Raw genomic sequence first — 26,998 nt, 5'->3', positions numbered from 1 at the left:
TTGTGCTTGCATATCTGTTTTCCGCATATCGAGAGAAGAAAGTATTCGTTCTTTTCAGGCAGCAGGCTCATTAACCTGTGTGCTCCAAAACAACTAACACTTTCGGGAACGGACATGCTGAAGAACATCATCAAATCGGTCGTCGCCACCCTGGTGCTGGCACAAGCCGCCCACGTCGCGCAGGCGGCCGATCTCTCGCTGCTCAACGTCTCCTACGACCCGACCCGCGAACTCTACGCCGACTACAACAAGGCCTTCGCCAAGTATTGGAAGGAAAAGGCCGGCGATAACGTGACCATCAAGGCCTCCCATGGCGGCTCCGGCAAGCAGGGGCGCTCGGTCATCGACGGCATCGATGCCGACGTGGTGACCCTGGCCCTGGCCTACGACATCGACGAAATCTCGGAAAAGGCCAAGCTGCTGCCGGCCGACTGGCAAAAGCGCCTGCCACACAACAGTTCGCCCTATACCTCTACCATCGTGTTCCTGGTGCGCAAGGGCAATCCCAAGGGCATCAAGGACTGGGGCGACCTGATCAAGCCGGGCGTGTCCGTCATCACCCCCAACCCCAAGACCTCGGGCGGTGCGCGCTGGAACTACCTGGCCGCCTGGGCCTATGCCAAGCAGAAGGGCGGGAGCGACGATGCCGCCCGCGACTACATCGCCAAGCTCTTCAAGAACGTGCCGGTGCTGGATTCGGGTGCCCGTGGCGCCACCATCACCTTCGTCGAACGCGGCATCGGCGATGTCCTGCTGGCCTGGGAAAACGAAGCCCTGATTTCGTTGAAGGAATGGGGGCCGGACAAGTTCGACATCGTCGCGCCCTCGATCTCCATCCTGACCGAACCCCCGGTGGCCGTGGTGGACAAGGTGGTCGACCGTCGCGGTACCCGCAAGGTGGCCGAGGAATACCTCAAGCACCTGTATTCGGAGGAGGGCCAGGAAATCATCGCCAAGAACTACTACCGCCCCATCGATCCAAAGATCGCCGCCAAGTACGCTGCGCAGTTCCCCAAGCTGAACCTGGTGACCATCGACAAGGACTTCGGCGGCTGGCAAAAGGCCCAGAAGACCCACTTCGCCGACGGCGGTACCTTCGACCAGCTCTACGCACCCAACAAGAAGTGATCTGAAACCAGGCAGGGCGCCGGCGCCGCCGGTTCCCTCCCGCTCAACGCTCAAGCACACGACATGACCATCCTGCTCCTGGCCGGCAGCCCTTCGGCGCCTTCCCGCTCCACCCGTCTGCTGCACCACGTCGGCGACAAGCTGGCCCAGCTCGGCCACCGCCATGCCCGCCTGGACGTGCGCGACCTGCCGGGCCAGGCCATCCTGCGCGCCGACTGGAACAATGCCGAGATCAAGGCGGCCCTGTCCGCCCTCGAGGAAGCCTCGGCCGTGGTGGTCGCCACCCCGGTCTACAAGGCGGCCTACAGCGGCATCCTCAAGGCCTTCCTCGACCTGCTGCCGCAGTTCGGCCTGACCAACAAGCTGGTGCTGCCGCTGGCCACCGGTGGCAGTCAGTCGCACATGCTGGCGCTGGACTATGCCTTGCGCCCGGTGCTGTCCTCGCTCAATCCCAAGCATGTGCTGCCCAGCATCTACGCCACCGAAGCCCAGGTGACCTGGAGCGAAGAGCAGGGCCTGGTGCTGGACGCCCCCATCGCCACCCGCGTCGATGAAGGCGTGGCGCAGTTGTCGGCCAGCCTCCTGGCCCTGCACAAGGCCGCACCGGAAGAGTTCCGCGAAATACCGTTCTCGCAACTGCAGTACAGCGTCTCTTATTGACGCCTCTTGCTGAACACGGCCGCAGCGATCCGGCCTAGATCAAACGCCTGACAACATCACCGGCTGATGCAGCCGAAGGCCCTCTGTACGCCCAAATCTGGAGAAAACGTGTCTGCCAACAAGAACAAGATTGTCCATTCCTCCCGTCGTCGCACGCTGGCCGGCCTGTCGGCCCTGGCGCTGGCGACCACGGCCCTCGCCCTGGGCGCCGCCGCGGTGCAGGCCCAGGAAGCCCGTGTCCTGCGCATCGGCTACCAGAAGGCGGCCAATACCCTGGTCTTGCTCAAGGCTCACGGCACGCTGGAAAAGCGCCTGCAGCCGCTGGGCGTGGAAGTGAAATGGGCCGAGTTCGCGGCCGGTCCGCAATTGCTGGAAGCGCTCAATGTCGGCTCGGTCGATTTCGGCTACGTCGGTGAGGCGCCGCCGGTGTTCGCCCAGGCTGCCGGTGCCGACTTCGTCTATACCGCCTACGAAATCCCGACCCCGGATGCCGAAGGCCTGCTGGTGCAAAAAAATTCACCTATCAAAAGCGTAGCTGAACTGAAGGGAAAGAAGATCGCCTTCAACAAGGGTTCCGACGTGCACTGGCTGGTGGTGGCCCTGCTCAAGAAGGCCGGCCTGCAATACAGCGACATCCAGCCGGTCTACCTGGCGCCGGCCGATGCCCGCGCCGCCTTCGAGCGCGGTGCCGTGGATGCCTGGGCGATCTGGGACCCGTTCCAGGCGGCCGCCGAAAAGCAGGTCGGCGCGCGGCGACTGGCCAGCGGCGTGGGCGCGGTCAGTCATCACCAGTTCTTCCTGAGCGCGCGTCCTTTCGCGGCGAAGAATCCGCAGGTGCAGAAGGTCCTGCTGGAAGAGATCACCCGTGAAGGGGAGTGGGTGCGTACCCATACCGCCGAGGCCGCGGCCCAGCTGGCCCCCATCCAGGGCCTGGATGCCGACATCATCGAAACCGGCTTGAAGCGCTATGCCCACGTCTACAAGCCGGTCGATGCTCAGGTGCTGGCCGAGCAGCAGAAGATCGCCGATGCCTTCTATGAACTGAAGCTGATCCCCAAACAACTCAAGGTCAGCGATGCCGTCCTCAAATGATGTCCACCCGGTTGCCGCAGCGCAGGAGTCAAGCATGAACGTTTTCTGGTTTATCCCCACCCATGGCGACAGCCGCTACCTCGGCACCACCGAAGGCGCGCGTCCGGTCAGTCATGACTACATGAAGCAGGTCGCCGTGGCCGCCGATACGCTGGGCTATGACGGCGTGCTGCTGCCCACCGGCCGTTCCTGCGAAGACGCCTGGGTGGCCGCCGCCAGCCTGATCGACGCCACCCGCCGCCTGAAATTCCTGGTGGCGGTGCGCCCAGGCCTGACCGCGCCGACCCTGTCGGCGCGCATGGCCGCCACCTTCGACCGTCTTTCGAACGGCCGCCTGCTGATCAACGTCGTCACCGGTGGCGATCCGGTGGAACAGGAGAGTGATGGCATCTTCGGCACCCATGCCGAGCGGTACGAGATTTCCGACGAGTTCCTCAAGATCTGGCGCGAGGTGCTGGCCAAGACCCATACCGGCGAAGAGACCCATTTCGAGGGCAAGCATCTGAGCGTCAAGGGTGCCAAGGCGCTTTATCCGCCCCTGCAGAAACCCTATCCGCCGCTGTATTTCGGCGGTTCCTCGGACGAGGCCATCGACCTGGCTGCCGAGCAGGTGGACGTCTATCTGACTTGGGGCGAGCCGCCGGCCGCCGTGGCCGAGAAGATCGCCCGCGTGCGCGAACGCGCCGCCCGCGCCGGTCGCACCCTGCGTTTCGGCATCCGCCTGCACGTGATCGTGCGCGAGACCAACGAAGCCGCCTGGCGCGCCGCCGATGAACTGATCAGCCGCCTGGACGACGAGACCATCGCCAAGGCCCAGGCCAACTTCGCCCGCATGGATTCGGAAGGGCAGCGTCGCATGGCGGCCCTGCACGGCGGCCGGCGCGACAAGCTGGAAGTGAGCCCCAACCTCTGGGCCGGGGTCGGCCTGGTGCGCGGCGGTGCCGGTACGGCGCTGGTGGGCGATGGCCCCACGGTCGCCGAACGGCTCAAGGAATATGCGGCGCTGGGCATCGATACCTTCATCCTCTCGGGCTATCCGCACCTGGAAGAATCGTATCGCTTTGCCGAGCTGGTCTTCCCGCTGTTGCCACGTCCGCAGCGCGAGACCCTGCCGGGATTCAACCTGACCGGTCCCTTCGGCGAGATCGTCGGCAATACCGAACTCCCCAAGGCCGCGCCGGTGCGCGTGTCGGCCAGCTGAGGCAGGCATGACGAGCGCATCCAATCCGCTGAACAGCGCTACCACTGGTACCACCAGCGCGCCCGCCGGCAAGGCCGCCCGTGCGGCCGGCCGCTCGCCGCGCAAGCTGCGTGGCGCCTGGGTGGGCTGGCTGTTGCCGGTGCTGCTGCTGGCGTGGTGGCAATTGGCCTCGCAGGCCGGCTGGCTGTCCAGCCGCATCCTGCCGGAACCGTTTGCGGTCCTCACGGCGGCCTGGAAACTGTCTGCCTCCGGGGAGCTATGGCGCCACCTGGCCGTCTCCAGCGGTCGTGCGGCCTCGGGCTTTGCGGTCGGTGCCGGCCTGGGTCTGGTGCTCGGCCTGCTCTCCGGCAGCCTGCGCTCGGCCGAACTGCTGCTCGATACCACCCTGCAGATGGTGCGCAATATTCCGGCCCTGGCCTTGATCCCGCTGGTGATCCTGTGGTTCGGCATCGACGAGACGGCCAAGCTGTTCCTGGTCTCGGTGGGCGTGTTCTTTCCGGTCTACCTCAATACTTTCCACGGCATCCGTTCGGTGGACCAGGGGCTCATCGAGATGGCCAGGAGCTATGGCCTGTCGGGCTGGCCGCTGTATCGCGACGTGATCCTGCCGGGCGCCTTGCCGTCCATCCTGGTCGGGCTGCGCTTCGCGCTGGGCCTGGTGTGGGTGCTGCTGATCGTGGCCGAGACCATCTCTGCCCAGGCCGGCATCGGCTACATGACCATGAATGCCCGTGAATTCCTGCAGACCGATGTGGTGCTGGTCGGCATCCTGCTCTATGCCCTGCTGGGCAAGCTGGCCGATACCGCCGCCCGTACGCTGGAGCGCTTCTGGCTGCGCTGGCATCCGGGTTACCAATGACTTCGCATCAGGAGAACGGCATGCGTCACGACCAACAGGAAAGCCAGGCACTGGGCCGCGCCGCCGGCCGCGGTGTGGGCCTGAAGCTGCGCGCCCTGTCCAAGGCCTTCAGCGGGCGTACGGTATTGCACGACATCGACCTGGACATCGCCCCCGGCGAATTCGTGGCCATCGTCGGTCGCAGTGGTTGCGGCAAGAGCACGCTGCTGCGCCTGGTGGCGCAACTGGATGCGGCCAGCGGCGGCGAGGTGGTCTATGAACACGGTGCCGGCGGTGAGCCCGAAGTGCGCATCATGTTCCAGGATGCGCGTCTGCTGCCGTGGAAGCGGGTCCAGGCCAATGTGGCGCTGGGTCTGCCGAAGCAGCAAGCGCCGCTCGCCCTGCAGGCCCTGCAGCAGGTCGGGCTGGAACAGCGCGCCGGCGAATGGCCGGCGGTGCTCTCGGGTGGCCAGCGACAGCGCGTGGCCCTGGCCCGGGCGCTGGTGCACGATCCGCAATTGCTGTTGCTGGACGAGCCGCTGGGTGCGCTTGATGCCCTGACCCGCATCGAGATGCAGGCCCTGATCGAATCGCTGTGGCGCGAGCGTGGCTTCACTGCCTTGCTGGTGACCCACGACGTGCAGGAAGCCATCGCCCTGGCCGACCGCGTGCTGCTCATCGAAGACGGCCGGGTAGCGCTGGACCGGCGCATCGTACTGGACCGCCCGCGCTCACGTGGACAGGCGCAGTTCGCTGCGCTGGAAGAGGCGATCCTGGCGCGCGTGTTGCGCCATCCCGGCAGCGATGCCGCTACCGCGCCGCTGGAGCCTGCTTTCGTTCCACGCGGCGTGCAGCAGGTGCAGTGGGCGGTCTGATCCACCGTCGAAGCAAACATTTTCCGTAGTAACGAGCATTTCAACCCATGCGGCGCGGCAGGTGCCGCCGCCGTTTCATCAAGGAGCAGAGCATGACCATTCAAGCGATCAACGTACGTAACCAGTTCAAGGGCAAGGTCAAGGCCATCATCGAAGGTTCGGTGGTGTCCGAGGTGGATGTCGAGACCCCGGCCGGCATCGTCACCTCCGTCATCACCACCCGTTCGGTCAAGGACCTGGGCCTGACCATCGGCAGCGAAGTCGTGGCGCTGGTCAAGGCCACCGAAGTGTCGATCGCCAAGCTGTGATCCTCCCCGCCGCCCATGGCTGAAACTCGCCCGGGCGGCCACTTTTTCCAGGAGCAGGCCCGATGGCATATCAGGCTTTGGATGCTTACCTGGCGCGTCTGCAAGCCACCCAGTCGACCTCCTCCAAGGTCTGGCTGGATGAGCAGGGACGCGCTGCAGGGCGTTTCTTCAATACATCGCTGACCTCGGCCTTCCAGCCGGTGCGCAGCTTCGAACAGGGCGACATCGTTGCATGTGAAGCTTTCGCCCGCAGCCATTCGGCGGTCGATGACGGACTCCACCTCTGGAAGCTGCTCGACCAGGCCGCCAGCGACGACGAATCGGTCGAGCTGGACCGCCTGTGCCGCATGCTGCATGCCATCAACTATTATCGTCAGGTCGGCCAGGCCGGCCAGGGCGGTACTGACGCCCCCGAGCTGCATCTCTCGGTGCATGCGCGCCTGCTGGCAGCGGTCAACAACAACCATGGTGTGGCCTACCGTCGCATCCTGGCGGCACTGGAACTGCCGCACGAGCGCATCGTGCTGCAATTGCCGGTGGTCACGCCCAACCAGCGCTGGCTGCTCAACTATGTGCTGGACAATTACCGTCGCAATGGCTTCCGCCTCGGGGTGTCGGCCAATAGTCCGCTGGAGGCGCTGGGCCTGCTGGACAAGATCAAGCCGGACCTGATCAAGGTCGATGCCCGCGAACTGCCCGATCCCGACAGCGTAGCCTTGCTCTTGCTGCGGGCGGCGGAGCAGGGTGTGCGCATCTTCTTCAAGCGCGTCGAGAGCCGCGAGGTCTTCGACAAGCTGAGCCAGTTCGGCCAGGCCCTGGCCCAACCCATCCTCGCCCAGGGGTACCTGTGGGATACGCCGGGCGCAAGACTGCCGGACCAGATAGCGGGTATCCGGAATGCCGCTTGAGGCATACTCGGTCTTCCCTATCCTCAACAGCGAGGCCTGCATGAGTCTGTCGTCCCACGTTTCCCCGGCCCCGGCGCGGCTGTCCGATTTCCGCGTGCTGGTGGCACCGGGCTTGTCCGATAGTGGGCCCGAGCACTGGCAATCGCGCTGGCAGCGGCTCTACCCGGCCTTCGAACGGGTGCGGCAAGACGATTGGGAAACCCCTGACCTGTCGGCCTGGTCGCAGCGCCTGGGCGAAGTGCTGGCCCGCGATGGCCGGCCCACGGTGATCGTGGCGCACAGCTTCGGCTGCCTGACCACCGTACAGCGCACCGCTGCCCTGCTGGCCGAAGGCGGCTCGGCCCATCCCATCGTGGCGGCCCTGCTGGTGGCGCCGGCCGATCCGGCCAAATTCAGCGTGAGCACGGCGGTACGCCACCGGCTGCCGTATCCGGCACTGGTGGTCGGCAGCGACAACGACCCCTGGATGCGCGCCGACCGCGCCCGCCACTGGGCCGAGGCCTGGGGCGCACAGTTCCGCTCCATCGGTCCCCGCGGGCATATCAATGCCGAGTCCGGCCTGGGTGATTGGACGCAGGGCCAGCAGTGGCTGCTGGAGCTGCTGGAACAGATTCCCTGAGGTTTTTCCCGGCGGCGGGGCAGGGCGCAAAAAGACGGTTTTCGGCCGCTCTTTATGCGCTTTCCTTCTAAAGGCATGCAAAAAACTTCGTTCTCTTTATAACCTGCGAATGCGATTATCGGTCACCTATAGTCGCATTTGTAATAAAAAGAGAACGACATGTCCGCAACCCCTGTTTCCCTGGCCGCCCCCCGGGCCGCGCCAGTGGCCGCTTCCGGCGGGACCGGCCGGCGCGTATTGCCCGGTTTCCGATTGTCGCTGGGCTTCACCATCTTTTACCTGGCGCTGATCGTCCTGATCCCGCTGTCGGCCCTGTTCCTGAAGACCTTCACGCTGACCTGGGGCGGTTTCATCGATGCCGTGACCTCGCCACGGGTGATGGCCTCCTATCGCCTGAGCTTCGGCGCTTCGCTGATCGGCGCCTTCCTCAATGTGATCTTCGGCGGCATCGTGGCCTGGGTGCTGGTGCGCTACCGCTTTCCCGGCAAACACATCATCGATGCCCTGGTGGACCTGCCGTTCGCCCTGCCCACGGCCGTGGCCGGCATCGCCCTGACGACCCTGTATTCGCAGAACGGCTGGCTGGGCAAGCTGCTCGCGCCCCTGGGCATCAAGGTCGCCTTCACCCCGTTGGGCGTGCTGGTGGCGCTGACCTTCATTGGCCTGCCGTTCGTGGTGCGCACCGTGCAGCCGGTACTGGAAGAGGCCGAGCGCGAGCTCGAAGAGGCCGCCGCCAGCCTGGGTGCGAACCGCTGGCAGACCTTCATCCGCGTGGTGTTCCCGACCATCCTGCCGGCGCTGCTGACCGGGTTTGCCCTGGCCTTTGCGCGCGCCTCCGGCGAATACGGCTCGGTGGTCTTCATCGCCGGCAACATGCCGATGGTGTCCGAGATCACGCCGCTGTTCATCGTCACCAAGCTGGAGCAGTACGACTACGCCGGCGCCACCGCGATTGCCATGGTGATGCTGCTGGTGTCCTTCGTCTTGCTGCTGACCATCAACCTGTTGCAAGCCTGGACCCGCAAGCGTGGCCGGGCAGAGAGGACCTGAGATGAGTGGCGCGCCTGTTTCCCTCGCCGGCCAGAACATCGCCCGCGGCGAGCCGCCGATCACCCCCGGAGCCACCCTGGAGCCGTTCTGGGTGCGTGCCCTGTTGATCGGCATTGCCCTGGTGTTCTTGACGCTCTTCCTGTTCGTGCCGCTGGTGGCGGTGTTCTATGAAGCCTTGCGCAAGGGCTGGGATGTCTATGTGGCCTCCATCACCGAGGCCGACGCCTGGTCGGCCATCAAGCTGACCGTGATCACGGCGGCCATCGCCGTGCCGCTGAACCTGGTGTTCGGCGTGGCGGCGGCGTGGGCCATCGCCAAGTTCGAGTTCCGTGGCAAGAACGTACTGCTGACCCTGATCGACCTGCCGTTCTCGGTCTCACCGGTGATCTCGGGCCTGATCTACGTGCTGCTGTTCGGCCTGCAAGGCTATCTGGGTCCCTGGCTGCGCGAACATGACATCAAGATCCTCTTCGCCGTGCCGGGCATCGTGCTGGCCACCATCTTCGTGACCTTCCCGTTCGTGGCGCGCGAGCTGATCCCGCTGATGCAGTCGCAGGGCAGCGAGGAAGAGGAGGCCGCGCTGGTGCTGGGCGCCTCCGGCTGGCGTACCTTCTGGCACGTGACCCTGCCCAATATCAAGTGGGGCCTGCTGTATGGCGTGATCCTCTGCAACGCCCGCGCCATGGGCGAGTTCGGCGCGGTGTCGGTGGTCTCCGGTCATATTCGGGGCGAGACCAACACCATCCCGCTGCAGGTGGAAATCCTCTACAACGAATTCAACATCACCGGCGCCTTCGCCGTGGCCTCGCTGCTGGCTTTCCTGGCCTTGGTCACGCTGGCCATCAAGAGTGTCATCGAGTGGCGACTGCATCAGCAGCACAGCGCCAGCGAGCAAGTCTAAGGAGTTCCCATGAGCATTGAAGTCCATCACATCCAAAAGCGTTTCGGCAGCTTTACCGCACTCAACGACGTGTCGCTCAACTTCCCGGCCGGCGAACTGACCGCGCTGCTGGGGCCCTCGGGCTGCGGCAAGACCACGCTGTTGCGCATCATCGCCGGGCTGGAATCACCCGATGCCGGGCAGGTACTGCTGGATGGCGAAGACGCCTCGGCACGCCATGTGCGCGAGCGCCAGGTCGGGTTCGTGTTCCAGCACTATGCGCTGTTCAAGCACATGACCGTGTTCGAGAACATCGCCTTCGGCCTGCGCGTGAAACCGCGCGCCCAGCGCCCCTCGGAAGCGGCCATCCGCGAGAAGGTCAAGAGCCTGCTGGAACTGGTGCAACTGGACTGGCTCGCCGACCGCTATCCGCCGCAACTCTCGGGCGGCCAGCGCCAGCGCATCGCCCTGGCGCGCGCACTGGCCGTGGAGCCACGCGTGCTGCTGCTGGACGAACCCTTCGGCGCACTCGATGCCAAGGTGCGCAAGGAACTGCGCCGTTGGCTGCGACGCCTGCATGATGAATTGCATGTCACCAGCATCTTCGTCACCCACGACCAGGAAGAAGCATTGGAAGTGGCCGATCAGGTGGTGCTGATGAACAAGGGTCAGGTGGAACAGATCGGCACGCCCGAAGCGGTCTACAACCATCCGGCCTCGCCCTTTGTCTACGGCTTCCTGGGCAACGTGAACCTGTTCCACGGTCGCCTGCACGAGGGCGTGCTGGACGCCGCCGGCGCCCGTTTCGAGGCACCCGGCCATGACGATACCCGCGATGCCGCCGGCGTCGGTTACGTGCGGCCGCACGATCTGGATGTGGAACGCTATGCGCCCGGTGCCCAGGGCATCGTGGTGCAACTGCGCCGCGCCCATGCCATCGGCCCGCTGGCCCAGCTGGAACTGGAACGCGACGACAACGCCGAACTGATTGAGGCCGTCATCCCCAATGAACGCTTTGCGCAGCTGGGACTGAAGAATGGCGACACCCTGGTGGTGCGCCCGCGCCGCCTGCAGGTGTTTGCCCAGCAGGACGGAGGGACGGCACGATGAACTTCCAGCAACTGCGCTCCATCCGCGAAGCCGCCCGCTGCGGCTTCAACCTGACCGAAGTGGCCAATGTGCTGTTCACCTCGCAACCCGGCGTGAGTCGCCAGATTCGCGAGCTGGAAGAAGAACTGGGCGTGGAAATCTTCGAACGCAACGGCAAGCGCCTGACCGGCCTGACCGAGCCCGGCAAGGGCATCCTGGGCATCGTCGAACGGCTGCTGCTGGAGGCCGAGAACCTGCGCCGCGCCAGCAAGGAATACGCCGGCGAGCAGAGCGGCACGCTCTCCATCGCCACCACCCACACCCAGGCCCGCTACGTGCTGCCGCGTATCGTGCAGGCCTTCCGCGACGCCTTTCCGCAGGTGCGCATTGCGCTCCAGCAGAGCGCGCCGGAACACATCGCCGAATGGGTCATCTCCGGCAAGGCCGACATCGGCATCGCCACCGAAGGCCTGTCGCAGTTCAAGGAATTGGTGTCCTTCCCCTGTTATACCTGGAGCCACGTGATCGTGGTGCCGAAGGGCCATCCGCTGCTGGGTCTGGAACAGGTGACCCTGGAAGACCTGGGGACCTGGCCGCTGATCACCTATGACGTCGGCTTCACCGGTCGTGGCCATATCGACGACGCCTTCCGCCAGGCCGGCATTGAGCCCGACATCGTCCTCACCGCGATGGATTCGGACGTGATCCAGCAATACGTGTCGCTGGGCATGGGCGTGGGCCTGGTGGCCTCGATGGCAGTGGACCAGGGCAAGCACCAGGACATGGTCGCCATCAATGCGGCGCATCTGTTCAAGGCTAACATCGCCCGACTGGCGGTGCGCCGCGGCGCCTACCTGCGCGGCTATGCGCTGGACTTCATCCAGCAGTTCGCCCCCGAGCTCAAGCGCGCCGACATTGTCGCGGCCCTCAATGAAGCCAATGCTCCGACCTGAACGGCCGCGGCATCACGGTGATTTGCATCAGAGATTCTTGCGATAGACGATGAAGCCGGAGTCGATGGCCAGCGTGTCATAGAGCCGACGCGCCGTCGCATTGCCGTGGTGGGTGTGCCAGTAGACGCGCTCGGCGCCCGCGGTGGCAGCGCGACGATAGAGTTCTTCGATCAATGCGCGCCCCACGCCCCGGCCACGTGCGGCTTCGGTGGTGAACAGGTCCTGCAGATAGCAGGTCGGGCCGATCAGGATGGTATTGCGGTGGTAGAGGTAGTGCGCCAGGCCCAGCAGTTTGCCATCGGCCTCGGCCACCAGCGCATGTACTGGCTCGCCGGCATCGTGGATGCGCGCCCAGGTGGCCTGGGTGATCGCCAGGGGCAGGGCGGTGGCGCCGCTGCGACCGTAGAAGGCATTGTAGTCATCCCACAGGATCTTCCATTGCGGGTAATCGTCGTGGTCTACGCCGCGAATCTGCAGCGCGCTGTCAGGGGCTTGCTCAGGCATCGGGTCTCCAGGGCGCCGGTCAGGCGCGTGAAGCCGCAGTATAGCCTTGCGCGGGCAAGTCAAAGGCCGGAAAGCGTATGAACACACAGACGCTTTACGGCCTTTTTTGATGGGCTGTTTGCCCGGGGTGATGCGTGAATTCCGATCTTCTCAGACCATGTCAGACCGTGCGGGTCGGCGTGGTGGTGAAGGTGTCAGTGCTATTGGGCTGGGTGCTGGCAGCCTGTGCTACCTGGGCGGATTGACCGGCCGCATTGAGCAGGTCATTGAAATTGACGGCGGGCTTCTTCGGCGTTTGCTGCGAGCTGGCGGGCGTATTACCGTGGTAGATGGCAGAAATGGAATTGATCGACATGCGTGCACTCCTCAAGTAAGGCTGTCCCCCCGGGCGAGCGCCCAGACCGATATTGCCGGGCCAGTATAGGGGCGTGACGGCTTGCTGCTGCGCCGGTTTACCCAAACTTGCGCATCTTTACCTGTGCTGGCTTGCTGCGCCGGACTGCCTCATTTGCGCAGGCGCGCCGCGCACTGGTCGCGCAGGGTGGTGTCTTCCTCAGTGTCATCGTCGCTGACTGCGGCTGCGGTTGCCTGCGCGCTGGGTGCACCCGGATGCGCACATCGGCGATAGGCCGCCACGTAGCGCTCGAACTCGGCCCGGGCCTGCGCCCTGGGCAGGCTGGCCAGCCGGACGATGAAGCCGCGGCTGCCGATCTCGAAGTGCTGGTAGTCGATCGGCTGTTTCCACTGACCGCCCCAGATCAGAAAACCGTGATCGTAGAACACGCTCACCACCTCCTCGGCCATGCCGGCTTGCGCGGGCGTGCGCTGCAGGTAGCTGCTGCCCTTGGGTGGAAGCACTTCCTGCGCACTGCTGCCGGCCTGGCTGACATAGGGGTTCTGCAGGGGATTGATGTCGATGGCCGCGCCGTAGGCATGCTTGGACCAGCTACCGCCGCCGGTCATGGGCCGACCGTTGAAGGCGGAACTGTTATTGGCGGCCATGGAGCGCTGGTCATCGCCATCGAACTCTTCCAGTGCGCGTGCGCCGGCCAGCGGGAAGGCGCGCAACAGCAGTTCGCCGAACAGCGACTCCACCTGTGGCGCCACCGCATCGAGCACCACCACCGCGCCCTGGCGGGTGGCACCGTCGAAGTCGGTGTAGTCGAAGCTGACCCGCGCCAGGCGCGCACAGGGGACCGGGTTGGCCGCCGTGATGACCTTGCCTGCCCTCATGTCGGCACACTGCGCCGGCGAGACAGGTGTGATGTCGGCATGGGCTGCAGGCACCATGGACCAGCCTGCGAGCAGGGCGGTGATCATGGCAATCCGGCGGCCAAGGCAGGGCGTCAGGAGGAGGGCGGGCAAGGTCGTCATAGGCGGCGATGATACGGGTTTTTAGGCGGGAAAGTGTTGCCTTTCATGCCACATTGCCGCCGATGGCTGACATCAAGATGCGCCATTTTCTGACATCCTGCGGCCGCCGGAGCGGGAATAATCCGTATCCAGAAGCAGTCGAACTTCGGCAAAGATGCATTTGGCCCGAATTTCGGCACATCCCATCAACAACTTTTGGAGGCAAAACATGCAGATTCGCCACACCCTCTTGGCTGCCGCCGTCTTTACTGCCGTGCTCGCCGGCTGCAACAAGCGCGACGAAGCGCCCGCCACGCCGGCTGCCACCCCGCCGGCCGCATCGGAACCGGCTCCGGCCACGACCACCCCGACTACACCGGCACCGGCTGACTCCGGCTCGACCGCGACTCCGGCCACCCCGACCCCGACCACGCCGTCGGATTCCTCGGCCACCAGCCCGAGCACGCCGCCGGCCACCACTGGCGACACTGCCGGTGGCGAGAAGAAGTAACCAGGCCCGCTCAAGCGCCAGCCTTCGATAACAAGACCCAACAAGAACGGCAGCAGCCGCCCCATCATCCCGCAGTGGGAACAGCACTGCATGCGCCGCGTCAGGTAACTGTCGCGGCGCTTTCTTTTGATGTACGGCAGTGAGACGGGCAGGGCGCGACTGGCCCGTCGGGCAAGCCGGTCTGCCCCCTTGGGAGGGCGTTGAAATCTTTCCGAACTTTTTTTTGCGGCCTGCAGTCGTACAGGTGGTTGAACTGTTCCTTCAACCTCCCTCTTGATAGGGAACTTGCCCGCAGTTTATTGGCTGCGGGCTTTTTTTCGCCGCTCACTTTGCGCCGTGCTGCTTCACCACCGCGATCATGGCGCCGAAGGCCGGGCCCATATTCGCTTCCAGGGTGGGGTACATGCGCGAGATGCTGCCGTCCAGGTAGAGCGCGTCGCTACATTTCAGTTCATCGCGCAAAAAACTGGCGAAGTCGTGGAAGCTGATCGGATTGCGCGCAATGGCCAGGGTGACTACCCCGGCCGCGTCCAGGCAGGCGGCATTGCGCACCACCGTATTGGCCGAATCCGGATCGAAGCGCGGGTTGATCTTGCCATCCACGATCAGCAGTGGTCCCGATTGCGTGGCATAGCGCGCCACCGAATTCCACAGTCCCAGCTCGGCCTCGTAGTCCGACGTCTCCACGATATAGGCCTGGCGCTCGCTCAGGACGAACACCCCATTGGGCTGCAGGTAGAAATTGCCATAGGCGTTCTTGCGCGTATTGAGCCGGCGCAGCTGCGTGCCGCCCTCGACATACAGGCCCAGCGGCTGCAGCTGCTTGTCGTAGATGCCGGCATTGGTGGCGCACACCATGTCCAGCCCCTGGCTGCGCAGATGGGCGTCCAGCCGCAGGAAATTGCCCAGCGGCGCGCCGTTGGCATCCTTCCAGTACATGCGGATGGTGTCGCTGCGGGGATCGGCGCGGCAGGTGCTGATGAAGACCTGGTGATACTGGTACTGCTTGATCTCAGCGGCCGGGACCGACGCCGGGCTGAGCAAGGAAGCTGCCAGGGCGAGCGGGGCCAGGCGGCGCGACAGGGGGAAGCGAAAGAGGTAATGAAGCATCGGAACCGGGTCTTGTTCTGCGGGAACGCGCGGGGCGAGGCGGTATTGTAATTGCGGGCAGCGCAGCCTGCCACCGGTTTCCCTGTGTCGGCTGGAAATCGGCCACCAGAAAGGCTTTGCGTCATCTGCACCGAAATCGCTCATGCTGCAGTGCGAGTTTGCACCAAATTTAGGAAAATGAATAAAAACAGCATGAAATGTGCGGAAAAACTAATTTTAAAGGGTGAAAATGACGGACTGTAGCCAATTATCAAAAAAAAGTTGCCCTTCATGACGAGGGTGTTACACTCTGGCCCCATGCTTCGGCCGGCCCCCGGAATTATCAGGGCCAGAGAACCGGAGCCCTACGCGCGCCGGCCTGCTGGCCAGGTTACGGCGCCTCTTGAATCCGTTCCATCCTGGAGGAAACGTCAATGAAATCTGCAAGCCGTCTGACCAAGATCGCCCTGGCCGCTGCCACCTTCGCCGCCTTTGCCGGCGTGGCGCATGCCGAGACCGTCAAGATCGCGATCGCCGGTCCCCTGACCGGTGCCGTGGCCCAGTACGGTGACATGGTCAAGGCCGGTGCCCTGACCGCGATCGAACAGATCAACGCCGCCGGTGGCGCCAATGGCAACAAGTTCGAAGCCGTGATGATGGACGACGCCTGCGAACCCAAGCAAGCCGTGGCCGTGGCCAACAAGATCGTCAGCCAGGGCATCAAGTACGTGATCGGTCACGTCTGCTCCGGCTCGACCATCCCGGCCTCCGACATCTATGAAAACGAAGGCGTGGTCATGATCACCCCGTCGGCCACCGCTCCCCAACTGACCGAAGCCAAGCCGCACAAGTTCATCTTCCGCACCATCGGTCGTGACGACCAGCAAGGTCCTGCCGCAGCCCGCTACGTGATCGAAAAGCTCAAGCCCAAGAAGGTCGCCGTGCTGCACGACAAGCAGTCCTACGGCCAGGGCGTGGCTTCCTCGGTCAAGGGCGCACTGGACGCCGCCAAGGTGCCGGTGGTGCTGTTCGAAGGCATCAATGCCGGTGACAGCGACTACTCCGCCATCGTCACCAAGCTCAAGTCGCAGGGCGTGGACTTCGTCTACTTCGGCGGCTACCACCCGGAAATGGGCCTGATCATGCGCCAGGCGCGTGAGCAGGGCGTCAAGGCCGTGTTCATGGGCCCCGAAGGCGTGGGCAACAAGGACATCACTGCCATCGCCGGCCCGGCTTCCGAAGGCATGCTGGTGACGCTGCCGGCCGACTTCGCCGCCGATCCGGCCAATGCCGCCCTGGTCAAGGCCTTCGCCGCCGCCAAGCGCGACCCCAACGGCCCGTTCCAGATGCCGGCCTATTCCGGCGTGAAGATCATTGCCGACGCCATCACCGGCGCCAAGTCCACCGATCCGGAAAAGGTCGCGGCCTACATCCACGCCAACAGCTTCAAGACCCCCATCGGCAACGTCGAATACGACAAGAAGGGCGACCTGAAGTCCTTCAAGTTCGTCGTCTTCACCTGGCACAAGGACGCCACCAAGACCGAAGCCAAGTGATTCCCCGCGAATCGTTGGCATGACCGTCTGACCTGACGTCAAACAGCGAAATGCCCCACCGCGAAATTCTCGGATGGGGCATTTCCACTTCTGGACCCTGCACATGAATGAATTGCTCCCTCAACTGACCCAGCAGCTCGTCAACGGGCTTTCGCTGGGCGCGATCTATGCCTTGATCGCCATCGGCTACACCATGGTCTACGGCATCATCGGCATGATCAACTTCGCCCACGGCGAGATCTACATGATCGCCTCCTACGTGGGCCTGGTGACCCTGACCGCCATCGGCGTGCAATCCGGCTACCCCTTGCCGTTGCTGCTGGGCGGTGCGCTGATCGTATCGGTACTGGTCACGGGCCTGTATGGCTGGACCGTGGAACGCGTGGCCTATCGCCCCTTGCGCGGTGGTCCGCGTCTGGTACCGCTGATCTCGGCCATCGGCATGTCCATCTTCCTGCAGAACTACGTACAGATCGGCCAGGGTGCCCGCGACATGTCGGTGCCGGTGCTGATCTCGGGCGCGCTGGAATTCCAGATGGGTAGCGACTTCACGGTCACCGTGCCGTATTCGCGCATGGTCATCGTCGGTGTCACGCTGCTGCTGATGGTGGCGCTCACGCTGTTCATCGCGCGCTCGCGCATGGGTCGCGCCTGCCGCGCCTGCGCCGAGGACATGGGCATGGCCAACCTGCTGGGTATCGACACCAACAAGGTCATTTCCTTCACCTTTGTATTGGGTGCGATGCTGGCCGCAGTGGGCGGTGTGCTCATCGCGCTGACCATCGGCAAGCTCAATCCCTACATCGGCTTCATCGCCGGCATCAAGGCCTTCACGGCGGCGGTGCTGGGTGGTATCGGCAGCATTCCCGGCGCCATGCTGGGTGGCGTCCTGCTGGGCCTGGCCGAGACCTTTGCCGCCGGCTACCTGCCGTCGGAATACAAGGACGTGGTGTCCTTCGGCCTGCTGGTGCTGATCCTGCTGTTCCGTCCCACGGGCCTGTTGGGTAAGCCCGATATCGAAAAGGTCTGAGCGCAGCGCGCCTGACGGACAACGAATTATTCAAGGAGGCGTGATGCCTGAGACTTTCAAGAATGCCGTGGCGGCGGCGCTGGTCACCGCCGTACTGACCATCCCGCTGCTGGGCATGCAGTTGCAGCTGGAAGGTTACCGCGTGGTGCTCAATACCCACTGGACCCCGGTGCTGGTGGCGGTGATCGCCGTGTTCCTGTTCCAGCTGGTCAAGCCGGCGCTGTCGCGCTCGGCCGCCGGCGTGAAGCTGCCGGCCCTGCCGCGCATGCAGCCGCGCCAGCAGCGCGCCGCCGTGATCATCCTGCTGATGGCGGCGCTGATATGGCCGTTCTTCGGTTCGCGTGGCTACGTGGACGTGATGACCCTGGCGCTGATCTACGTGGTGCTCGGCCTGGGCCTGAACATCGTGGTCGGCTTCGCCGGCCTGCTGGACCTGGGCTACGTGGGCTTCTACGCCGTGGGCGCCTATACCTATGCACTGCTGAACCAGTATGTCGGCCTCTCGTTCTGGGAGTGCCTGCCGCTGTCGGCGGCGGCCGCGGCGCTGTTCGGCTTCCTGCTGGGCTTCCCGGTGCTGCGCCTGCGCGGTGACTACCTGGCCATCGTCACGCTGGGCTTCGGCGAGATCATCCGCCTGCTGCTCAACAACATGACCAGCCTGACCGGCGGCCCCGATGGCGTCTCCGGCATCCCCAAGCCCACCGTGTTCGGCCTGGTGATGGCGCGCAATCCCCTGACCGAGGGCGGTACCACCTTCCACCAGGTGTTCGGTCTGTCGTACCAGGGTGGACACATGGTGATCTTCCTGTACTTCCTGGCCTTGCTGATGGTGTTGTTCACCTACCTGGTCACCAGCCGCCTGCTGCGCATGCCCATGGGCCGCGCCTGGGAAGCCCTGCGCGAAGACGAGATCGCCTGCCGCTCGCTGGGCATCAACCCGACCAAGGTCAAGCTCTCGGCCTTCACGCTGGGCGCCGCCTTCGCCGGCCTGGCCGGTTCCTTCTTCGCCGCCCGCCAGGGACTGGTGACACCGGAATCCTTCACCTTCATCGAATCCGCCCTGATCCTGGCCATCGTCGTGCTGGGTGGCATGGGTTCGCAGCTGGGCGTGATCCTGGCCGCCATCCTGCTGACCGTGCTGCCGGAAGTGGCGCGCAGCTTCGCCGAATACCGCATGCTCATCTTCGGTCTGGTGATGGTGCTGATGATGATGTGGCGTCCGCAAGGACTGCTGCCTGCCACCCGTCCGCATGTGGAGCTGCCGCAATGAACCAACCTGTGAACACCATGCTGGAAGTGGCCAACCTGTCGATGCGCTTCGGCGGCCTGCTGGCGGTCGATGGCGTTTCGCTGTCGGTCAAGGAAGGCGAAGTCTTCGCCATCATCGGCCCCAACGGCGCCGGCAAGACCACCGTCTTCAACTGCATCAGCGGCTTCTACCAGCCGACCTCGGGCGAGATCGCGCTCGATGGCGTCTCCATCGCCCGCCGTCCCAGCCACCAGGTGGCACAGCAGGGACTGGTGCGCACCTTTCAGAACATCCGTCTCTTCAAGTCCATGACAGTGGTGGAAAACCTGCTGGTGGCGCAACACCAGCAGGTCAATACCAACCTGCTGGCAGGCCTCTTGAAGACCCCCGGCTACCGCCGTTCCGAGCAGGAGGCGCTGCAACGCGCCGCCTTCTGGCTGGACCAGCTGGGCCTGACGGCGCTGGCCAACCGCGAAGCCGGTACGCTCTCCTACGGCCTGCAGCGCCGGGTGGAAATCGCCCGCTGCATGATCACCCGGCCGCGCCTGCTGCTGTTGGACGAACCCGCCGCCGGCCTGAACCCGCAGGAAAAGCAGGCGCTTTCGCAGCTGATCGACCGTCTGCGTCGCCAACACGGCGTGGCTGTCCTGCTGATCGAACACGACATGAGCCTCATCATGGGCATCTCCGACCGCATCCTCGTCATGGAGCACGGCAAGCCCATCGTCACCGGCACCCCGGACGAGGTGCGCAGCGACGAGCGCGTGATCAAGGCCTACCTGGGAGAAGAATGATGCTGCAGTTTGACAAGGTGCATACCCACTACGGCGCCATCGAGGCGCTGCACGGCGTGTCGCTGAATGTGGAAAAGGGCGAGATCGTCACCCTGATCGGCGCTAACGGGGCCGGCAAGACCACGCTGCTGATGACGCTATGCGGACGTCCGCGTGCCTCCAGCGGCCGCGTGCTCTTCGAGGGGCAGGACATCACCGCATTGCCGACCCACGAGATCATGCGCGGTGGCCTGGCGATCTCGCCGGAAGGCCGGCGCGTCTTCCCCAGCCTGACCGTGCTGGAAAACCTCAAGATGGGCGCCTTCTTCGCCAGCAACGAGGTCATCGAAGAGGGCATCGCGTATGTCTTCGGCCTGTTCCCGCGCCTGAAGGAACGTGCCGCCCAGCGCGCCGGCACCATGTCCGGTGGCGAGCAGCAGATGCTGGCCATCGGCCGTGCGCTGATGAGCAAGCCGCGCCTGCTGTTGCTGGACGAGCCCACGCTGGGCCTGGCACCGCTGGTGATCGCGCAGATCTTCGAGATCATCCGCACCATCCGCGCAAGCGGCGTGACGGTGTTCCTGGTCGAGCAGAACGCCAACAAGGCGCTGGGTGTGGCCGATCGCGGCTATGTGCTGGAGAACGGTCACGTGGTCATGTCCGACACCGGCGCCAACCTGCTGGCCAACAGCGACGTGCGCAAGGCGTATCTGGGACACGGTTGATCCCCTTGCAGCGCTTGCGGATGACGGCCCGGTCGCTCTCAGACCGGGCCGTTTTTTTTCGCGCTACAAGAGCGGCCAGCCGGGCTGACATGTCATACCAGATGATGACCCGTACCTGGCAGTGTGCAGATGCAGCCGGTTTTTAGGACAGGTGTGCATGCAGCCGTCTGCTGTAAGTGACATTTGGGATTGTTTCAGGCTATTCTCGATATTCAATGAGGAAAAGCATGAAAATGATTTCGCAGGATCTGAAGAAACTGGGCATGGGCAGCTTGCTGTTGGCCAGTGCCTGGCTTTTTCCGGCAGCGGCGCATGCCGACCGGTTGGCCGACATTCAGGCACGTGGCACCCTGGTCTGTGCCACGCTGGCCAATAACGAGCCACTGGGCTATCCCGATCCGCAGAGCCGGCAGGTGGTCGGCTTCGATGTCGACATGTGCGCGGCGGTGGCGCGCAAGCTGGGCGTGCAGATGCAACAGAAGAGCGTGACCGTGGAAGCGCGCCTGCCGGCGCTGATCCATGGCGAGGCCGACCTGGTCTCGGCGGCGCTGGGTTACACCCGGGAACGGGCGCACCAGATCGATTTCACCGCATCCCATTATCAGAACCCGATCAAGCTGATCGTGCAATCCGATTCGGGCCTGAATCTGGTCACCGACCTGGCCGACAAGCGCATCAGCGCCAATCGCAGCTCCACCCCGGAACAGGCAGCGCGACGCGTGCTGCCCAGGGCCACCGTGCTGACCTTTGTCGATACGCCGCAAGCCTTCCTGGCGCTGGCGCAGGGCAAGGTGGATGCACTGGCCATTTCCATGCCTTCGGGGGTGCGCTTCGTCAACGAATCCACCGGACGCTTCCGCTTCGTGGAAGGAGCACTGGCCTGGGAGCCCACCGCGCTGGGCGTCAAGAAGGGCGAGCGCCGGTTGCTGGCCGCCGTCAACCAGGGTTTGGCAGAGATGGAAAAAGAGGGCGAGATCGATGCGCTCTGGAGCCGCTGGTTCGGTCCCAAGACCAAGTTCAACATCCCCCGCGACAAGAAGCTCACGCCCATTGCCAGCCTGCGCTAGCCGCCGTTGGTGTAAGGAAGAAACGATGCCACGGCATCGTTTTTTTTATCCGTCGCCGACCGTGGCCTGGGCGGGTGGCGCCGATTATGCTGATTGTGTCGCTTGTGCCGCCAGTGTTGCCAGTGCCATCTGCGCAGCGGCTTCATCGAAGATATCCGCACTCGGCGTCTGATAGACCTGTGGCGATGCGCCCAGTCGTGCCGACAATTCCTGCGCCATCTGCAGCAGCGTGGCGCGCATGGCTCCGCTGGCGGCCGGATCGAAACGCAGGGTCAGGCCGAAGATGGTCAGCGAACCCACCAGCGCGTTGCCAGGACCGAACACCGGGGCCGACATCGATGACGACAGTGGATTGTTGATCCCCACCGAAATACAGACATAGCGCCCACCCGAACGCGCTGCATTGCCCGGCACCGAGAAGAAGCGCAGTACCTGCGCACTGGAGGTCTGGTCAATGGGGAAGAGGCTGCCCGCCTTGACGGTGGCCTTCACCGAGGCCGGTGTCTCGGCCGCATACAGGCATAGCCGCTGCTCCTGCTGGCGAATGTAGAAGGCGGTGCTTTCGCCGGTCTCGCGCACCAGCTTTTCCAGCGTGGGCATGATGAAGTCGGCATAGTCGAACCGGGCCTCGAAGGCCTTGCCCAGCTGGTAGGCGCGCGGCCCCAGCTGGTAGGAGTTGTCGGCCCGCTGCACCACATACCCCGCCTTGATGAAGGACATCAGGTAGCGGTGGATCACACTCTTGAACAATCCGGTACGGGCTTCCAGCTCGGTCAGGCCGAACGGCTCGGGGGCCTCGATGAAGGCACTCAGGATGGCCAGGCTGCGTTCGGCACCCAGCACGGTACGGTCGGGCGCCGCATCCTTTTTGTCGGGCTCATTCTCTTTTTTCATAAATCGACTTCGAATTTCGGAATGGGGCGAGGTTATCACCTTTTTCGATTGGCGCATCGCACCAAAAAAACTCTTCGACAGCGTTTTTTTGCACCGTCGCCGGGAGTCTGCACGCCCCTTTCAGGGTTTTTTGCACCGCCGCGATGCAAGTGCTAAGTGACTGAAATATAAGGACAAATTGTGCTTGTTTAAAAATCATAATGCAATTATGATTTATTTCATCGATGTTCGTTGTTCAACCTGGGAAAGGATAGAAAATGACTTTGGGGCGCTTAAACAAGACCTGTATGGCAATCGCGGCGGCGGCCGTTTCGCTGATGTTTTCGACGGCCGCGCACGCTGACCGGCTGGCCGATATCAAGGCACGCGGCACCCTGGTGTGCGCCACGCTGACCAGCAGCGAGCCCTTGGGCTTTCCCGATCCGGCCACGCGCCAGGTGGTCGGCTTCGATGTCGACATGTGCAATGCGGTCGCCAAGCAGCTGGGCGTGAAGCTGGAACACAAGGGGGTCTCGGTGGAGGCCCGCATTCCGGAGCTGACGCTGGGCCGGGTGGATCTGGTGGTGGCGGCGCTGGGCTATACCAAGGAGCGCGCCCAGCAGATCGATTTCACCGCCGCGCACTATCAGACCCCGATCAAGCTGATCGCCCACAGCAATGGCGGCTTCAACAAGATCGAGGACCTGGCCGAAAAGCGCATCAGCGCCAACAAAGGTTCCACCCCTGAGCTGTATGCCCGCCGTGTGCTGCCCAAGGCCACCATCCTGACCTTCCAGGACACCCCGGCGGCCTTCCTGGCACTGGCCCAGAACAAGGTGCAGGGACTGGCGCTGTCGCAGCCTTCGGGCATCCGCTTCGTCAACGAATCCGAGGGCAAGTACAAGTTCCTCAATGGCGAGCTGGCCTGGGAGCCGACCGCCATGGGCGTGAAGAAGGATGAGCCGGCGCTGCTGGCCGCCGTCAACGACGCCCTGGAAAAGCTGGAAAAGAGTGGCGAGACCGATGCCCTCTGGAATAAGTGGTTCGGCCCCACTACCAAGTTCAACATCCCGCGCGAGAAGAAGCTCACGCCGATCTCGGCCTTCCAGTAAGCCCTTCAGTCAAGCCGTCGTTCCCGCCGCATCAAGGATCCCGCGCACCGGCCCGGCCGGTGCGTGCGGGACCGGCTTACCCTTCGCTTGGCGATTTTCCTGCGCCAGGCTGTTCTAGCAAGGAAGCGCTCACATGCTCAATCTTGATTTCGGCGCGGTGCTGCATGGCCAGTACCTGGACTGGCTCATCGGCGGCGCCTTCACCACGCTGTGGCTGTTCGCCGCGGCCTGGGTCTGCGCTTTTCTGCTGGCGGTGCTGCTGGTCAGCCTGCGCACTCTTGCGCTGCCACCGCTGGAGTGGCTCATCGCCGGCTACGTCAACTACCACCGCAATGTGCCGGGGCTGGTGCAGATCTTCGTCTGGTATTTCGGCATCCCCGAGCTGCTGCCAGCCTCCATCACCGACTTCATCAACAACCACAACGGTGAATTCATCTTCGCCCTGATCGCGCTGTCCCTCAACAGTGCGGCCTATATGTCGGAAGACCTGCGCAGCGGTATGCGCTCGGTGGCGGCCACGCAGATGGAAGCGGCCCGCGCGCTGGGCCTGTCCTACCTGCAATCGATGCGCGACGTGCTCTTGCCGCAGGCCATCCGCATCTCGATACCGCCGCTGGTGAACCAGTCGCTGTCGCTGTTCAAGTCCACCAGCCTGGCCATGGCCATCGGCGTGGCCGAGATGACCTACTCCAGCCGTCAGATCGAAAACGAAACCTACCGCACCTTCGAAACCTTCGCCCTGGCATCGGCCTTCTACCTGCTGATGTCGTGGTCGATCATGGCCGCCGGCGCCTGGTACAACGGCCGCCATCTGAAAGTGAAGGGGCGCTGACATGCACACCATCCTCGATATCCTCGGCATCCTCCACACCTACGGCCTGCAGCTGCTGATCGGCGAATTCCCGCATGGTCCGCTGGGCGGCCTGGCCCTGACGTTGATCCTGGCCGTCAGCGGACTGGTCTGTGCCTTCCCGCTGGCGGTGCTGTTCGGCATCGCCCGTACCAGCAGCGTGCGCTGGGTGGCCTGGCCGGCCGGTGCCATCGTGCATACCCTGCGCGGCTTGCCGGTGCTGATGCTGATCTTCTGGGCCTACTTCATCGTGCCGCTGCTGACCGGCAAGTCCATCTCCGGCACGACCACGGTGATCTGTGCGCTGGTGGCCTATGAGACCGCCTTCCTGGGCGAGGTCATCAAGGCCGGCATCCAGGCCATCCCGCAGGGGCAGGTCGAGGCCTCGCGCTCGTTGGGCATGAGCTACTTCACCACGCTGCGCGAGGTGGTGCTGCCGCAGGCGCTGTTCAACATGATCCCCAGCATCCTCAACCAGCTGATCTCGCTGATCAAGAACACCTCGCTGGCCTACATCATCAGCGTCAACGAACTCACCTATGCGGCCTACCAGGTCAATGCGCAACTGCTGACCAAGCCCTTCCAGGTGTACTTCCTGCTGGCCATGACCTATTTCGTGCTGTGCTACCTGCTCAGCTCGTTGGTGGGCCTGGCCGAGCGCCGCATCAAGCAAAAACGTCAATTCAGGAGTCTCTGATGATCCGATTCAACAATGTGAACAAGTGGTACGGCGACTACCACGCCCTGCGCGGCGTCAACGAAGAAATCAAGCGCGGCGAAGTGGTCATCGTCTGCGGCCCCTCGGGCTCGGGCAAGTCGACCCTGATCCGCACCATCAACCGGCTCGAACCCATCAACGACGGTCACATCTACGTGGACGGGCAGGACGTGCACGGCAACGGGGTCGATATCAACCGCCTGCGCAGCCGCATCGGCTTCGTGTTCCAGTCCTTCAACCTGTTCCCGCACATGAGCGTGGAGCGCAATGTGATGCTGGCCACCATGCGGGTGTTGAAACTGTCCGAGAAAGCCGCCCGCGACAGCGCCATGGCCCTGCTGGAGAAGGTGGGCCTGGCCGGCAAGGCGCAGTCCTATCCCGGCCAGCTCTCGGGCGGCCAGCAGCAGCGTGTGGCGATTGCCCGCGCCCTGGCCATGAAGCCGCCGGTGATGCTGTTCGACGAGCCGACCTCGGCACTGGACCCGGAGATGGTGGGCGAGGTGCTGCAGGTGATGAAGCAGCTGGCCGCCGAGGGCATGACCATGGTGTGCGTCACCCACGAGATGGGCTTTGCCCGCGAAGTGGCCGACCGCCTCATCTTCATGGCCGATGGCCAGGTACTGGAGCGTGCCACCCCGCAGGACTTCTTCGAGCGGCCACAGCATGAACGCGCCCGCAAGTTCGTGGCCGACATCCGCCACGCCTGATTGCACCATCCCCAAGATTTCCCGGAGTTCCGGGATCAACAAGACGAGACCACCATGGCATTCATTTCCGATTCCCTCTCCCGCATCAAGGCTTCAGCCACCATCGCCGTCACCCAGAAGGCGCGCGAACTGGCCGCCCAGGGCCGCAACGTGATCGCCCTCAGTTCGGGCCAGCCCGACTTCGACACCCCCGACAACATCAAGCAGGCCGCCTACGCCGCCATCGCCCGGGGCGAGACCCGCTATACGGCGGTGGCCGGCATCACCGAACTGCGCGAGGCAGTGGTCGCCAAGTTCAAGCGCGAGAACCAGCTCGACTACAGCGTGGCCCAGACCATCGTCTCCAACGGCGGCAAGCAGGTCATCGCCAACGCCCTGATGGCCACCATCAACGCCGGCGACGAGGTGATCGTGCCGGCTCCTTACTGGGTGTCCTATCCCGAACTGGTGGCCCTGTGCGGCGGCCACGTGGTGTACGCCAAGACCACCCGCGAAGCCGGCTACAAGCTGCGCCCGGAAGCGCTGGAGGCTGCCATCACCCCGCGCACCAAGTGGCTGATGTTCAACTCGCCCTGCAACCCCAGCGGCGCGGCCTACACCCGTGCCGAGATCAGCGCCCTGGCCGAGGTGCTCAAGCGCCATCCGCAGGTCTGGATCCTCTCCGACGACATCTACGAACACCTGACCTACGGCGACTTCGAATTCACCACCCCGGCCCAGATCGCGCCCGAACTCTACGAGCGCACCCTGACCATGAACGGCGTCTCCAAGGCCTATGCCATGACCGGCTGGCGCATCGGCTATGCGGCCGGTCCGCTGGCATTGATCAAGGCCATGGAAAAGATCCAGGGCCAACTGACCTCGGGCGCCAGCTCGGTCTCGCAATGGGCCGCGCTGGAGGCCCTGAACGGTCCCCAGGATTACATCCATGAAAGCCGCAAGGTATTCCAGGGCCGTCGCGACCTGGTGGTGTCGCTGCTGAACCAGGCCGAGGGTCTGGATTGCCCGGTGCCGGAAGGCGCCTTCTATGTCTTCCCCTCCTGCGAACGCGTGATCGGCAAGCGTACCGAAGACGGCCAGGTCATCGGCAGTGACGAGGACTTCGTCTCGGCCCTGCTGCAGGCCGAGGGTGTGGCCCTGGTGCATGGCAGCGCCTTCGGCCAGGGGCCGAACTTCCGTCTGTCCTATGCCGATTCCACCGAGCGCCTGCGCGAGGCTTGCGTGCGCGTCCAGCGCTTCTGCGCAGGCTTGCGCTGAATCTTTCACTTTTTATTCTTGCA

Annotated in this window: 30 protein-coding genes; 25 read left to right on the top strand and 5 right to left on the bottom strand. The window is 64.1% G+C overall.

Going from position 1 to position 26,998, the window contains the following annotated elements; translation table 11 throughout:
* Positions 1 to 114: 114 nt before the first annotated feature.
* The 13 genes from I5R65_RS05020 (at position 115) to I5R65_RS04960 (ending at position 11,601) form a co-directional block, all read left to right on the top strand.
* Positions 115 to 1,128, top strand: a complete 1,014-nt coding sequence (locus I5R65_RS05020; RefSeq protein WP_180667352.1) for a sulfate ABC transporter substrate-binding protein — start codon at positions 115 to 117, stop codon at positions 1,126 to 1,128.
* Positions 1,129 to 1,191: 63 nt separating this feature from the next.
* Positions 1,192 to 1,788: an NADPH-dependent FMN reductase gene (gene ssuE, locus I5R65_RS05015; RefSeq protein ID WP_180667353.1), complete on the top strand. Its 597-nt coding sequence runs from the start codon at positions 1,192 to 1,194 to the stop codon at positions 1,786 to 1,788.
* Positions 1,789 to 1,896: 108 nt separating this feature from the next.
* Entirely contained in the window at positions 1,897 to 2,880 is a 984-nt protein-coding gene (locus tag I5R65_RS05010) for a sulfonate ABC transporter substrate-binding protein (protein ID WP_180667354.1), read from the top strand.
* A gap of 34 nt (positions 2,881 to 2,914) precedes the next feature.
* Positions 2,915 to 4,081, top strand: a complete 1,167-nt coding sequence (gene ssuD, locus I5R65_RS05005; protein WP_180667355.1) for an FMNH2-dependent alkanesulfonate monooxygenase — start codon at positions 2,915 to 2,917, stop codon at positions 4,079 to 4,081.
* 7 nt (positions 4,082 to 4,088) lie between these two features.
* A complete protein-coding gene (gene ssuC / locus I5R65_RS05000) occupies positions 4,089 to 4,940 on the top strand; it encodes an aliphatic sulfonate ABC transporter permease SsuC (RefSeq protein ID WP_180667356.1) in 852 nt (283 codons plus the stop codon).
* A gap of 20 nt (positions 4,941 to 4,960) precedes the next feature.
* Positions 4,961 to 5,794 carry an ATP-binding cassette domain-containing protein gene (locus I5R65_RS04995; protein WP_180667357.1) on the top strand — a complete coding sequence of 278 codons (834 nt, stop codon included), beginning with the start codon at positions 4,961 to 4,963 and terminating at the stop codon, positions 5,792 to 5,794.
* A gap of 92 nt (positions 5,795 to 5,886) precedes the next feature.
* Entirely contained in the window at positions 5,887 to 6,102 is a 216-nt protein-coding gene (locus tag I5R65_RS04990) for a molybdopterin-binding protein (RefSeq protein ID WP_006464491.1), read from the top strand.
* A gap of 62 nt (positions 6,103 to 6,164) precedes the next feature.
* Positions 6,165 to 7,010, top strand: coding sequence for an EAL domain-containing protein (locus I5R65_RS04985; RefSeq protein WP_180667358.1), 846 nt, complete (start codon positions 6,165 to 6,167; stop codon positions 7,008 to 7,010).
* A 40-nt stretch (positions 7,011 to 7,050) separates the two neighbouring features.
* Positions 7,051 to 7,629 (top strand): alpha/beta hydrolase, encoded by a 579-nt coding sequence (locus tag I5R65_RS04980; protein ID WP_180667359.1) that lies wholly within the window; start codon positions 7,051 to 7,053, stop codon positions 7,627 to 7,629.
* 159 nt (positions 7,630 to 7,788) lie between these two features.
* Complete coding sequence (gene cysT, locus I5R65_RS04975) at positions 7,789 to 8,679, top strand: sulfate ABC transporter permease subunit CysT (protein ID WP_180667360.1); 891 nt, start codon at positions 7,789 to 7,791, stop codon at positions 8,677 to 8,679.
* 1 nt (position 8,680) lies between these two features.
* Positions 8,681 to 9,580, top strand: coding sequence for a sulfate ABC transporter permease subunit CysW (cysW, locus tag I5R65_RS04970; protein WP_077235103.1), 900 nt, complete (start codon positions 8,681 to 8,683; stop codon positions 9,578 to 9,580).
* Between the two features lie 9 nt (positions 9,581 to 9,589).
* Positions 9,590 to 10,669: a sulfate/molybdate ABC transporter ATP-binding protein gene (locus I5R65_RS04965; protein WP_180667361.1), complete on the top strand. Its 1,080-nt coding sequence runs from the start codon at positions 9,590 to 9,592 to the stop codon at positions 10,667 to 10,669.
* The gene (locus tag I5R65_RS04960; protein ID WP_180667362.1) at positions 10,666 to 11,601 is read left to right on the top strand and encodes a CysB family HTH-type transcriptional regulator; all 936 of its coding nucleotides are present in this window, start codon (positions 10,666 to 10,668) and stop codon (positions 11,599 to 11,601) included. The genes I5R65_RS04965 and I5R65_RS04960 overlap by 4 nt, the downstream gene beginning before the upstream one ends.
* Positions 11,602 to 11,628: 27 nt before the next feature.
* On the opposite strand, the gene I5R65_RS04955 is transcribed toward I5R65_RS04960, so the two are convergent.
* The 3 genes from I5R65_RS04955 to I5R65_RS04945 form a co-directional block, all read right to left on the bottom strand.
* Positions 11,629 to 12,105: a GNAT family N-acetyltransferase gene (locus I5R65_RS04955; protein WP_180667363.1), complete on the bottom strand. Its 477-nt coding sequence runs from the start codon at positions 12,103 to 12,105 to the stop codon at positions 11,629 to 11,631.
* A gap of 160 nt (positions 12,106 to 12,265) precedes the next feature.
* Entirely contained in the window at positions 12,266 to 12,460 is a 195-nt protein-coding gene (locus I5R65_RS04950) for a hypothetical protein (RefSeq protein WP_180667364.1), read from the bottom strand.
* Positions 12,461 to 12,609: 149 nt separating this feature from the next.
* The gene (locus I5R65_RS04945; protein ID WP_180667365.1) at positions 12,610 to 13,479 is read right to left on the bottom strand and encodes a M15 family metallopeptidase; all 870 of its coding nucleotides are present in this window, start codon (positions 13,477 to 13,479) and stop codon (positions 12,610 to 12,612) included.
* Positions 13,480 to 13,687: 208 nt separating this feature from the next.
* Between I5R65_RS04945 and I5R65_RS04940 the strand changes: the two genes are divergently transcribed.
* Positions 13,688 to 13,969, top strand: a complete 282-nt coding sequence (locus I5R65_RS04940; RefSeq protein ID WP_039876100.1) for a hypothetical protein — start codon at positions 13,688 to 13,690, stop codon at positions 13,967 to 13,969.
* Positions 13,970 to 14,293: 324 nt separating this feature from the next.
* On the opposite strand, the gene I5R65_RS04935 is transcribed toward I5R65_RS04940, so the two are convergent.
* Positions 14,294 to 15,079 (bottom strand): phosphodiester glycosidase family protein, encoded by a 786-nt coding sequence (locus I5R65_RS04935; RefSeq protein WP_180667366.1) that lies wholly within the window; start codon positions 15,077 to 15,079, stop codon positions 14,294 to 14,296.
* 413 nt (positions 15,080 to 15,492) lie between these two features.
* On the opposite strand from I5R65_RS04935, the gene I5R65_RS04930 reads away from it, so the two are divergent.
* The 6 genes from I5R65_RS04930 (at position 15,493) to I5R65_RS04905 (ending at position 21,458) form a co-directional block, all read left to right on the top strand.
* Positions 15,493 to 16,614, top strand: a complete 1,122-nt coding sequence (locus I5R65_RS04930) for a branched-chain amino acid ABC transporter substrate-binding protein (protein ID WP_180667367.1) — start codon at positions 15,493 to 15,495, stop codon at positions 16,612 to 16,614.
* Between the two features lie 103 nt (positions 16,615 to 16,717).
* Positions 16,718 to 17,644, top strand: coding sequence for a high-affinity branched-chain amino acid ABC transporter permease LivH (gene livH / locus I5R65_RS04925; protein WP_006464506.1), 927 nt, complete (start codon positions 16,718 to 16,720; stop codon positions 17,642 to 17,644).
* Between the two features lie 43 nt (positions 17,645 to 17,687).
* Complete coding sequence (locus I5R65_RS04920; RefSeq protein ID WP_180667368.1) at positions 17,688 to 18,914, top strand: high-affinity branched-chain amino acid ABC transporter permease LivM; 1,227 nt, start codon at positions 17,688 to 17,690, stop codon at positions 18,912 to 18,914.
* Complete coding sequence (gene livG, locus I5R65_RS04915; RefSeq protein ID WP_180667369.1) at positions 18,911 to 19,687, top strand: high-affinity branched-chain amino acid ABC transporter ATP-binding protein LivG; 777 nt, start codon at positions 18,911 to 18,913, stop codon at positions 19,685 to 19,687. Before I5R65_RS04920 ends, livG begins: the two co-directional genes overlap by 4 nt.
* The gene (locus I5R65_RS04910; RefSeq protein ID WP_180667370.1) at positions 19,687 to 20,391 is read left to right on the top strand and encodes an ABC transporter ATP-binding protein; all 705 of its coding nucleotides are present in this window, start codon (positions 19,687 to 19,689) and stop codon (positions 20,389 to 20,391) included. The genes livG and I5R65_RS04910 overlap by 1 nt, the downstream gene beginning before the upstream one ends.
* Positions 20,392 to 20,618: 227 nt before the next feature.
* Positions 20,619 to 21,458: an ABC transporter substrate-binding protein gene (locus tag I5R65_RS04905; RefSeq protein WP_180667371.1), complete on the top strand. Its 840-nt coding sequence runs from the start codon at positions 20,619 to 20,621 to the stop codon at positions 21,456 to 21,458.
* A gap of 84 nt (positions 21,459 to 21,542) precedes the next feature.
* On the opposite strand, the gene I5R65_RS04900 is transcribed toward I5R65_RS04905, so the two are convergent.
* Complete coding sequence (locus I5R65_RS04900) at positions 21,543 to 22,352, bottom strand: IclR family transcriptional regulator (RefSeq protein WP_180667372.1); 810 nt, start codon at positions 22,350 to 22,352, stop codon at positions 21,543 to 21,545.
* A 287-nt stretch (positions 22,353 to 22,639) separates the two neighbouring features.
* Here I5R65_RS04900 and I5R65_RS04895 point away from each other — a divergent pair, with 287 nt between their 5' ends.
* From I5R65_RS04895 to I5R65_RS04875, 5 genes are all read left to right on the top strand, one after another.
* Positions 22,640 to 23,443, top strand: a complete 804-nt coding sequence (locus I5R65_RS04895) for an ABC transporter substrate-binding protein (protein ID WP_231395055.1) — start codon at positions 22,640 to 22,642, stop codon at positions 23,441 to 23,443.
* Positions 23,444 to 23,576: 133 nt separating this feature from the next.
* On the top strand, positions 23,577 to 24,275 hold the full coding sequence (locus tag I5R65_RS04890; RefSeq protein ID WP_180667374.1) for an amino acid ABC transporter permease: 699 nt from the start codon (positions 23,577 to 23,579) through the stop codon (positions 24,273 to 24,275).
* A gap of 1 nt (position 24,276) precedes the next feature.
* A complete protein-coding gene (locus I5R65_RS04885; RefSeq protein WP_180667375.1) occupies positions 24,277 to 24,990 on the top strand; it encodes an amino acid ABC transporter permease in 714 nt (237 codons plus the stop codon).
* A complete protein-coding gene (locus I5R65_RS04880; RefSeq protein WP_006464515.1) occupies positions 24,990 to 25,718 on the top strand; it encodes an amino acid ABC transporter ATP-binding protein in 729 nt (242 codons plus the stop codon). Before I5R65_RS04885 ends, I5R65_RS04880 begins: the two co-directional genes overlap by 1 nt.
* A gap of 54 nt (positions 25,719 to 25,772) precedes the next feature.
* Positions 25,773 to 26,975 (top strand): pyridoxal phosphate-dependent aminotransferase, encoded by a 1,203-nt coding sequence (locus I5R65_RS04875; protein WP_180667376.1) that lies wholly within the window; start codon positions 25,773 to 25,775, stop codon positions 26,973 to 26,975.
* Positions 26,976 to 26,998 lie beyond the last annotated feature (23 nt).

It is taken from the genome of Herbaspirillum sp. AP02 (assembly GCF_015767275.1).
Lineage (GTDB): Bacteria > Pseudomonadota > Gammaproteobacteria > Burkholderiales > Burkholderiaceae_D > Herbaspirillum.
The sequence above is the reverse complement of the archived record's forward strand: the minus strand, read 5'-3'. Positions and strand labels throughout refer to the sequence as shown.

Bases quoted from the DNA above. Each gene is read 5' to 3' on its own strand.
- I5R65_RS05020 (WP_180667352.1), top strand. From the start codon at position 115: ATGCTGAAGAACATCATCAAATCGGTCGTCGCCACCCTGGTGCTGGCA.
- ssuE (WP_180667353.1), top strand. From the start codon at position 1,192: ATGACCATCCTGCTCCTGGCCGGCAGCCCTTCGGCGCCTTCCCGCTCC.
- ssuD (WP_180667355.1), top strand. From the start codon at position 2,915: ATGAACGTTTTCTGGTTTATCCCCACCCATGGCGACAGCCGCTACCTC.
- ssuC (WP_180667356.1), top strand. From the start codon at position 4,089: ATGACGAGCGCATCCAATCCGCTGAACAGCGCTACCACTGGTACCACC.
- I5R65_RS04995 (WP_180667357.1), top strand. From the start codon at position 4,961: ATGCGTCACGACCAACAGGAAAGCCAGGCACTGGGCCGCGCCGCCGGC.
- I5R65_RS04990 (WP_006464491.1), top strand. From the start codon at position 5,887: ATGACCATTCAAGCGATCAACGTACGTAACCAGTTCAAGGGCAAGGTC.
- I5R65_RS04985 (WP_180667358.1), top strand. From the start codon at position 6,165: ATGGCATATCAGGCTTTGGATGCTTACCTGGCGCGTCTGCAAGCCACC.
- I5R65_RS04980 (WP_180667359.1), top strand. From the start codon at position 7,051: ATGAGTCTGTCGTCCCACGTTTCCCCGGCCCCGGCGCGGCTGTCCGAT.
- cysT (WP_180667360.1), top strand. From the start codon at position 7,789: ATGTCCGCAACCCCTGTTTCCCTGGCCGCCCCCCGGGCCGCGCCAGTG.
- cysW (WP_077235103.1), top strand. From the start codon at position 8,681: ATGAGTGGCGCGCCTGTTTCCCTCGCCGGCCAGAACATCGCCCGCGGC.
- I5R65_RS04965 (WP_180667361.1), top strand. From the start codon at position 9,590: ATGAGCATTGAAGTCCATCACATCCAAAAGCGTTTCGGCAGCTTTACC.
- I5R65_RS04960 (WP_180667362.1), top strand. From the start codon at position 10,666: ATGAACTTCCAGCAACTGCGCTCCATCCGCGAAGCCGCCCGCTGCGGC.
- I5R65_RS04955 (WP_180667363.1), bottom strand. From the start codon at position 12,105: ATGCCTGAGCAAGCCCCTGACAGCGCGCTGCAGATTCGCGGCGTAGAC.
- I5R65_RS04950 (WP_180667364.1), bottom strand. From the start codon at position 12,460: ATGTCGATCAATTCCATTTCTGCCATCTACCACGGTAATACGCCCGCC.
- I5R65_RS04945 (WP_180667365.1), bottom strand. From the start codon at position 13,479: ATGACGACCTTGCCCGCCCTCCTCCTGACGCCCTGCCTTGGCCGCCGG.
- I5R65_RS04940 (WP_039876100.1), top strand. From the start codon at position 13,688: ATGCAGATTCGCCACACCCTCTTGGCTGCCGCCGTCTTTACTGCCGTG.
- I5R65_RS04935 (WP_180667366.1), bottom strand. From the start codon at position 15,079: ATGCTTCATTACCTCTTTCGCTTCCCCCTGTCGCGCCGCCTGGCCCCG.
- I5R65_RS04930 (WP_180667367.1), top strand. From the start codon at position 15,493: ATGAAATCTGCAAGCCGTCTGACCAAGATCGCCCTGGCCGCTGCCACC.
- livH (WP_006464506.1), top strand. From the start codon at position 16,718: ATGAATGAATTGCTCCCTCAACTGACCCAGCAGCTCGTCAACGGGCTT.
- I5R65_RS04920 (WP_180667368.1), top strand. From the start codon at position 17,688: ATGCCTGAGACTTTCAAGAATGCCGTGGCGGCGGCGCTGGTCACCGCC.
- livG (WP_180667369.1), top strand. From the start codon at position 18,911: ATGAACCAACCTGTGAACACCATGCTGGAAGTGGCCAACCTGTCGATG.
- I5R65_RS04910 (WP_180667370.1), top strand. From the start codon at position 19,687: ATGCTGCAGTTTGACAAGGTGCATACCCACTACGGCGCCATCGAGGCG.
- I5R65_RS04905 (WP_180667371.1), top strand. From the start codon at position 20,619: ATGAAAATGATTTCGCAGGATCTGAAGAAACTGGGCATGGGCAGCTTG.
- I5R65_RS04900 (WP_180667372.1), bottom strand. From the start codon at position 22,352: ATGAAAAAAGAGAATGAGCCCGACAAAAAGGATGCGGCGCCCGACCGT.
- I5R65_RS04895 (WP_231395055.1), top strand. From the start codon at position 22,640: ATGGCAATCGCGGCGGCGGCCGTTTCGCTGATGTTTTCGACGGCCGCG.
- I5R65_RS04890 (WP_180667374.1), top strand. From the start codon at position 23,577: ATGCTCAATCTTGATTTCGGCGCGGTGCTGCATGGCCAGTACCTGGAC.
- I5R65_RS04885 (WP_180667375.1), top strand. From the start codon at position 24,277: ATGCACACCATCCTCGATATCCTCGGCATCCTCCACACCTACGGCCTG.
- I5R65_RS04880 (WP_006464515.1), top strand. From the start codon at position 24,990: ATGATCCGATTCAACAATGTGAACAAGTGGTACGGCGACTACCACGCC.
- I5R65_RS04875 (WP_180667376.1), top strand. From the start codon at position 25,773: ATGGCATTCATTTCCGATTCCCTCTCCCGCATCAAGGCTTCAGCCACC.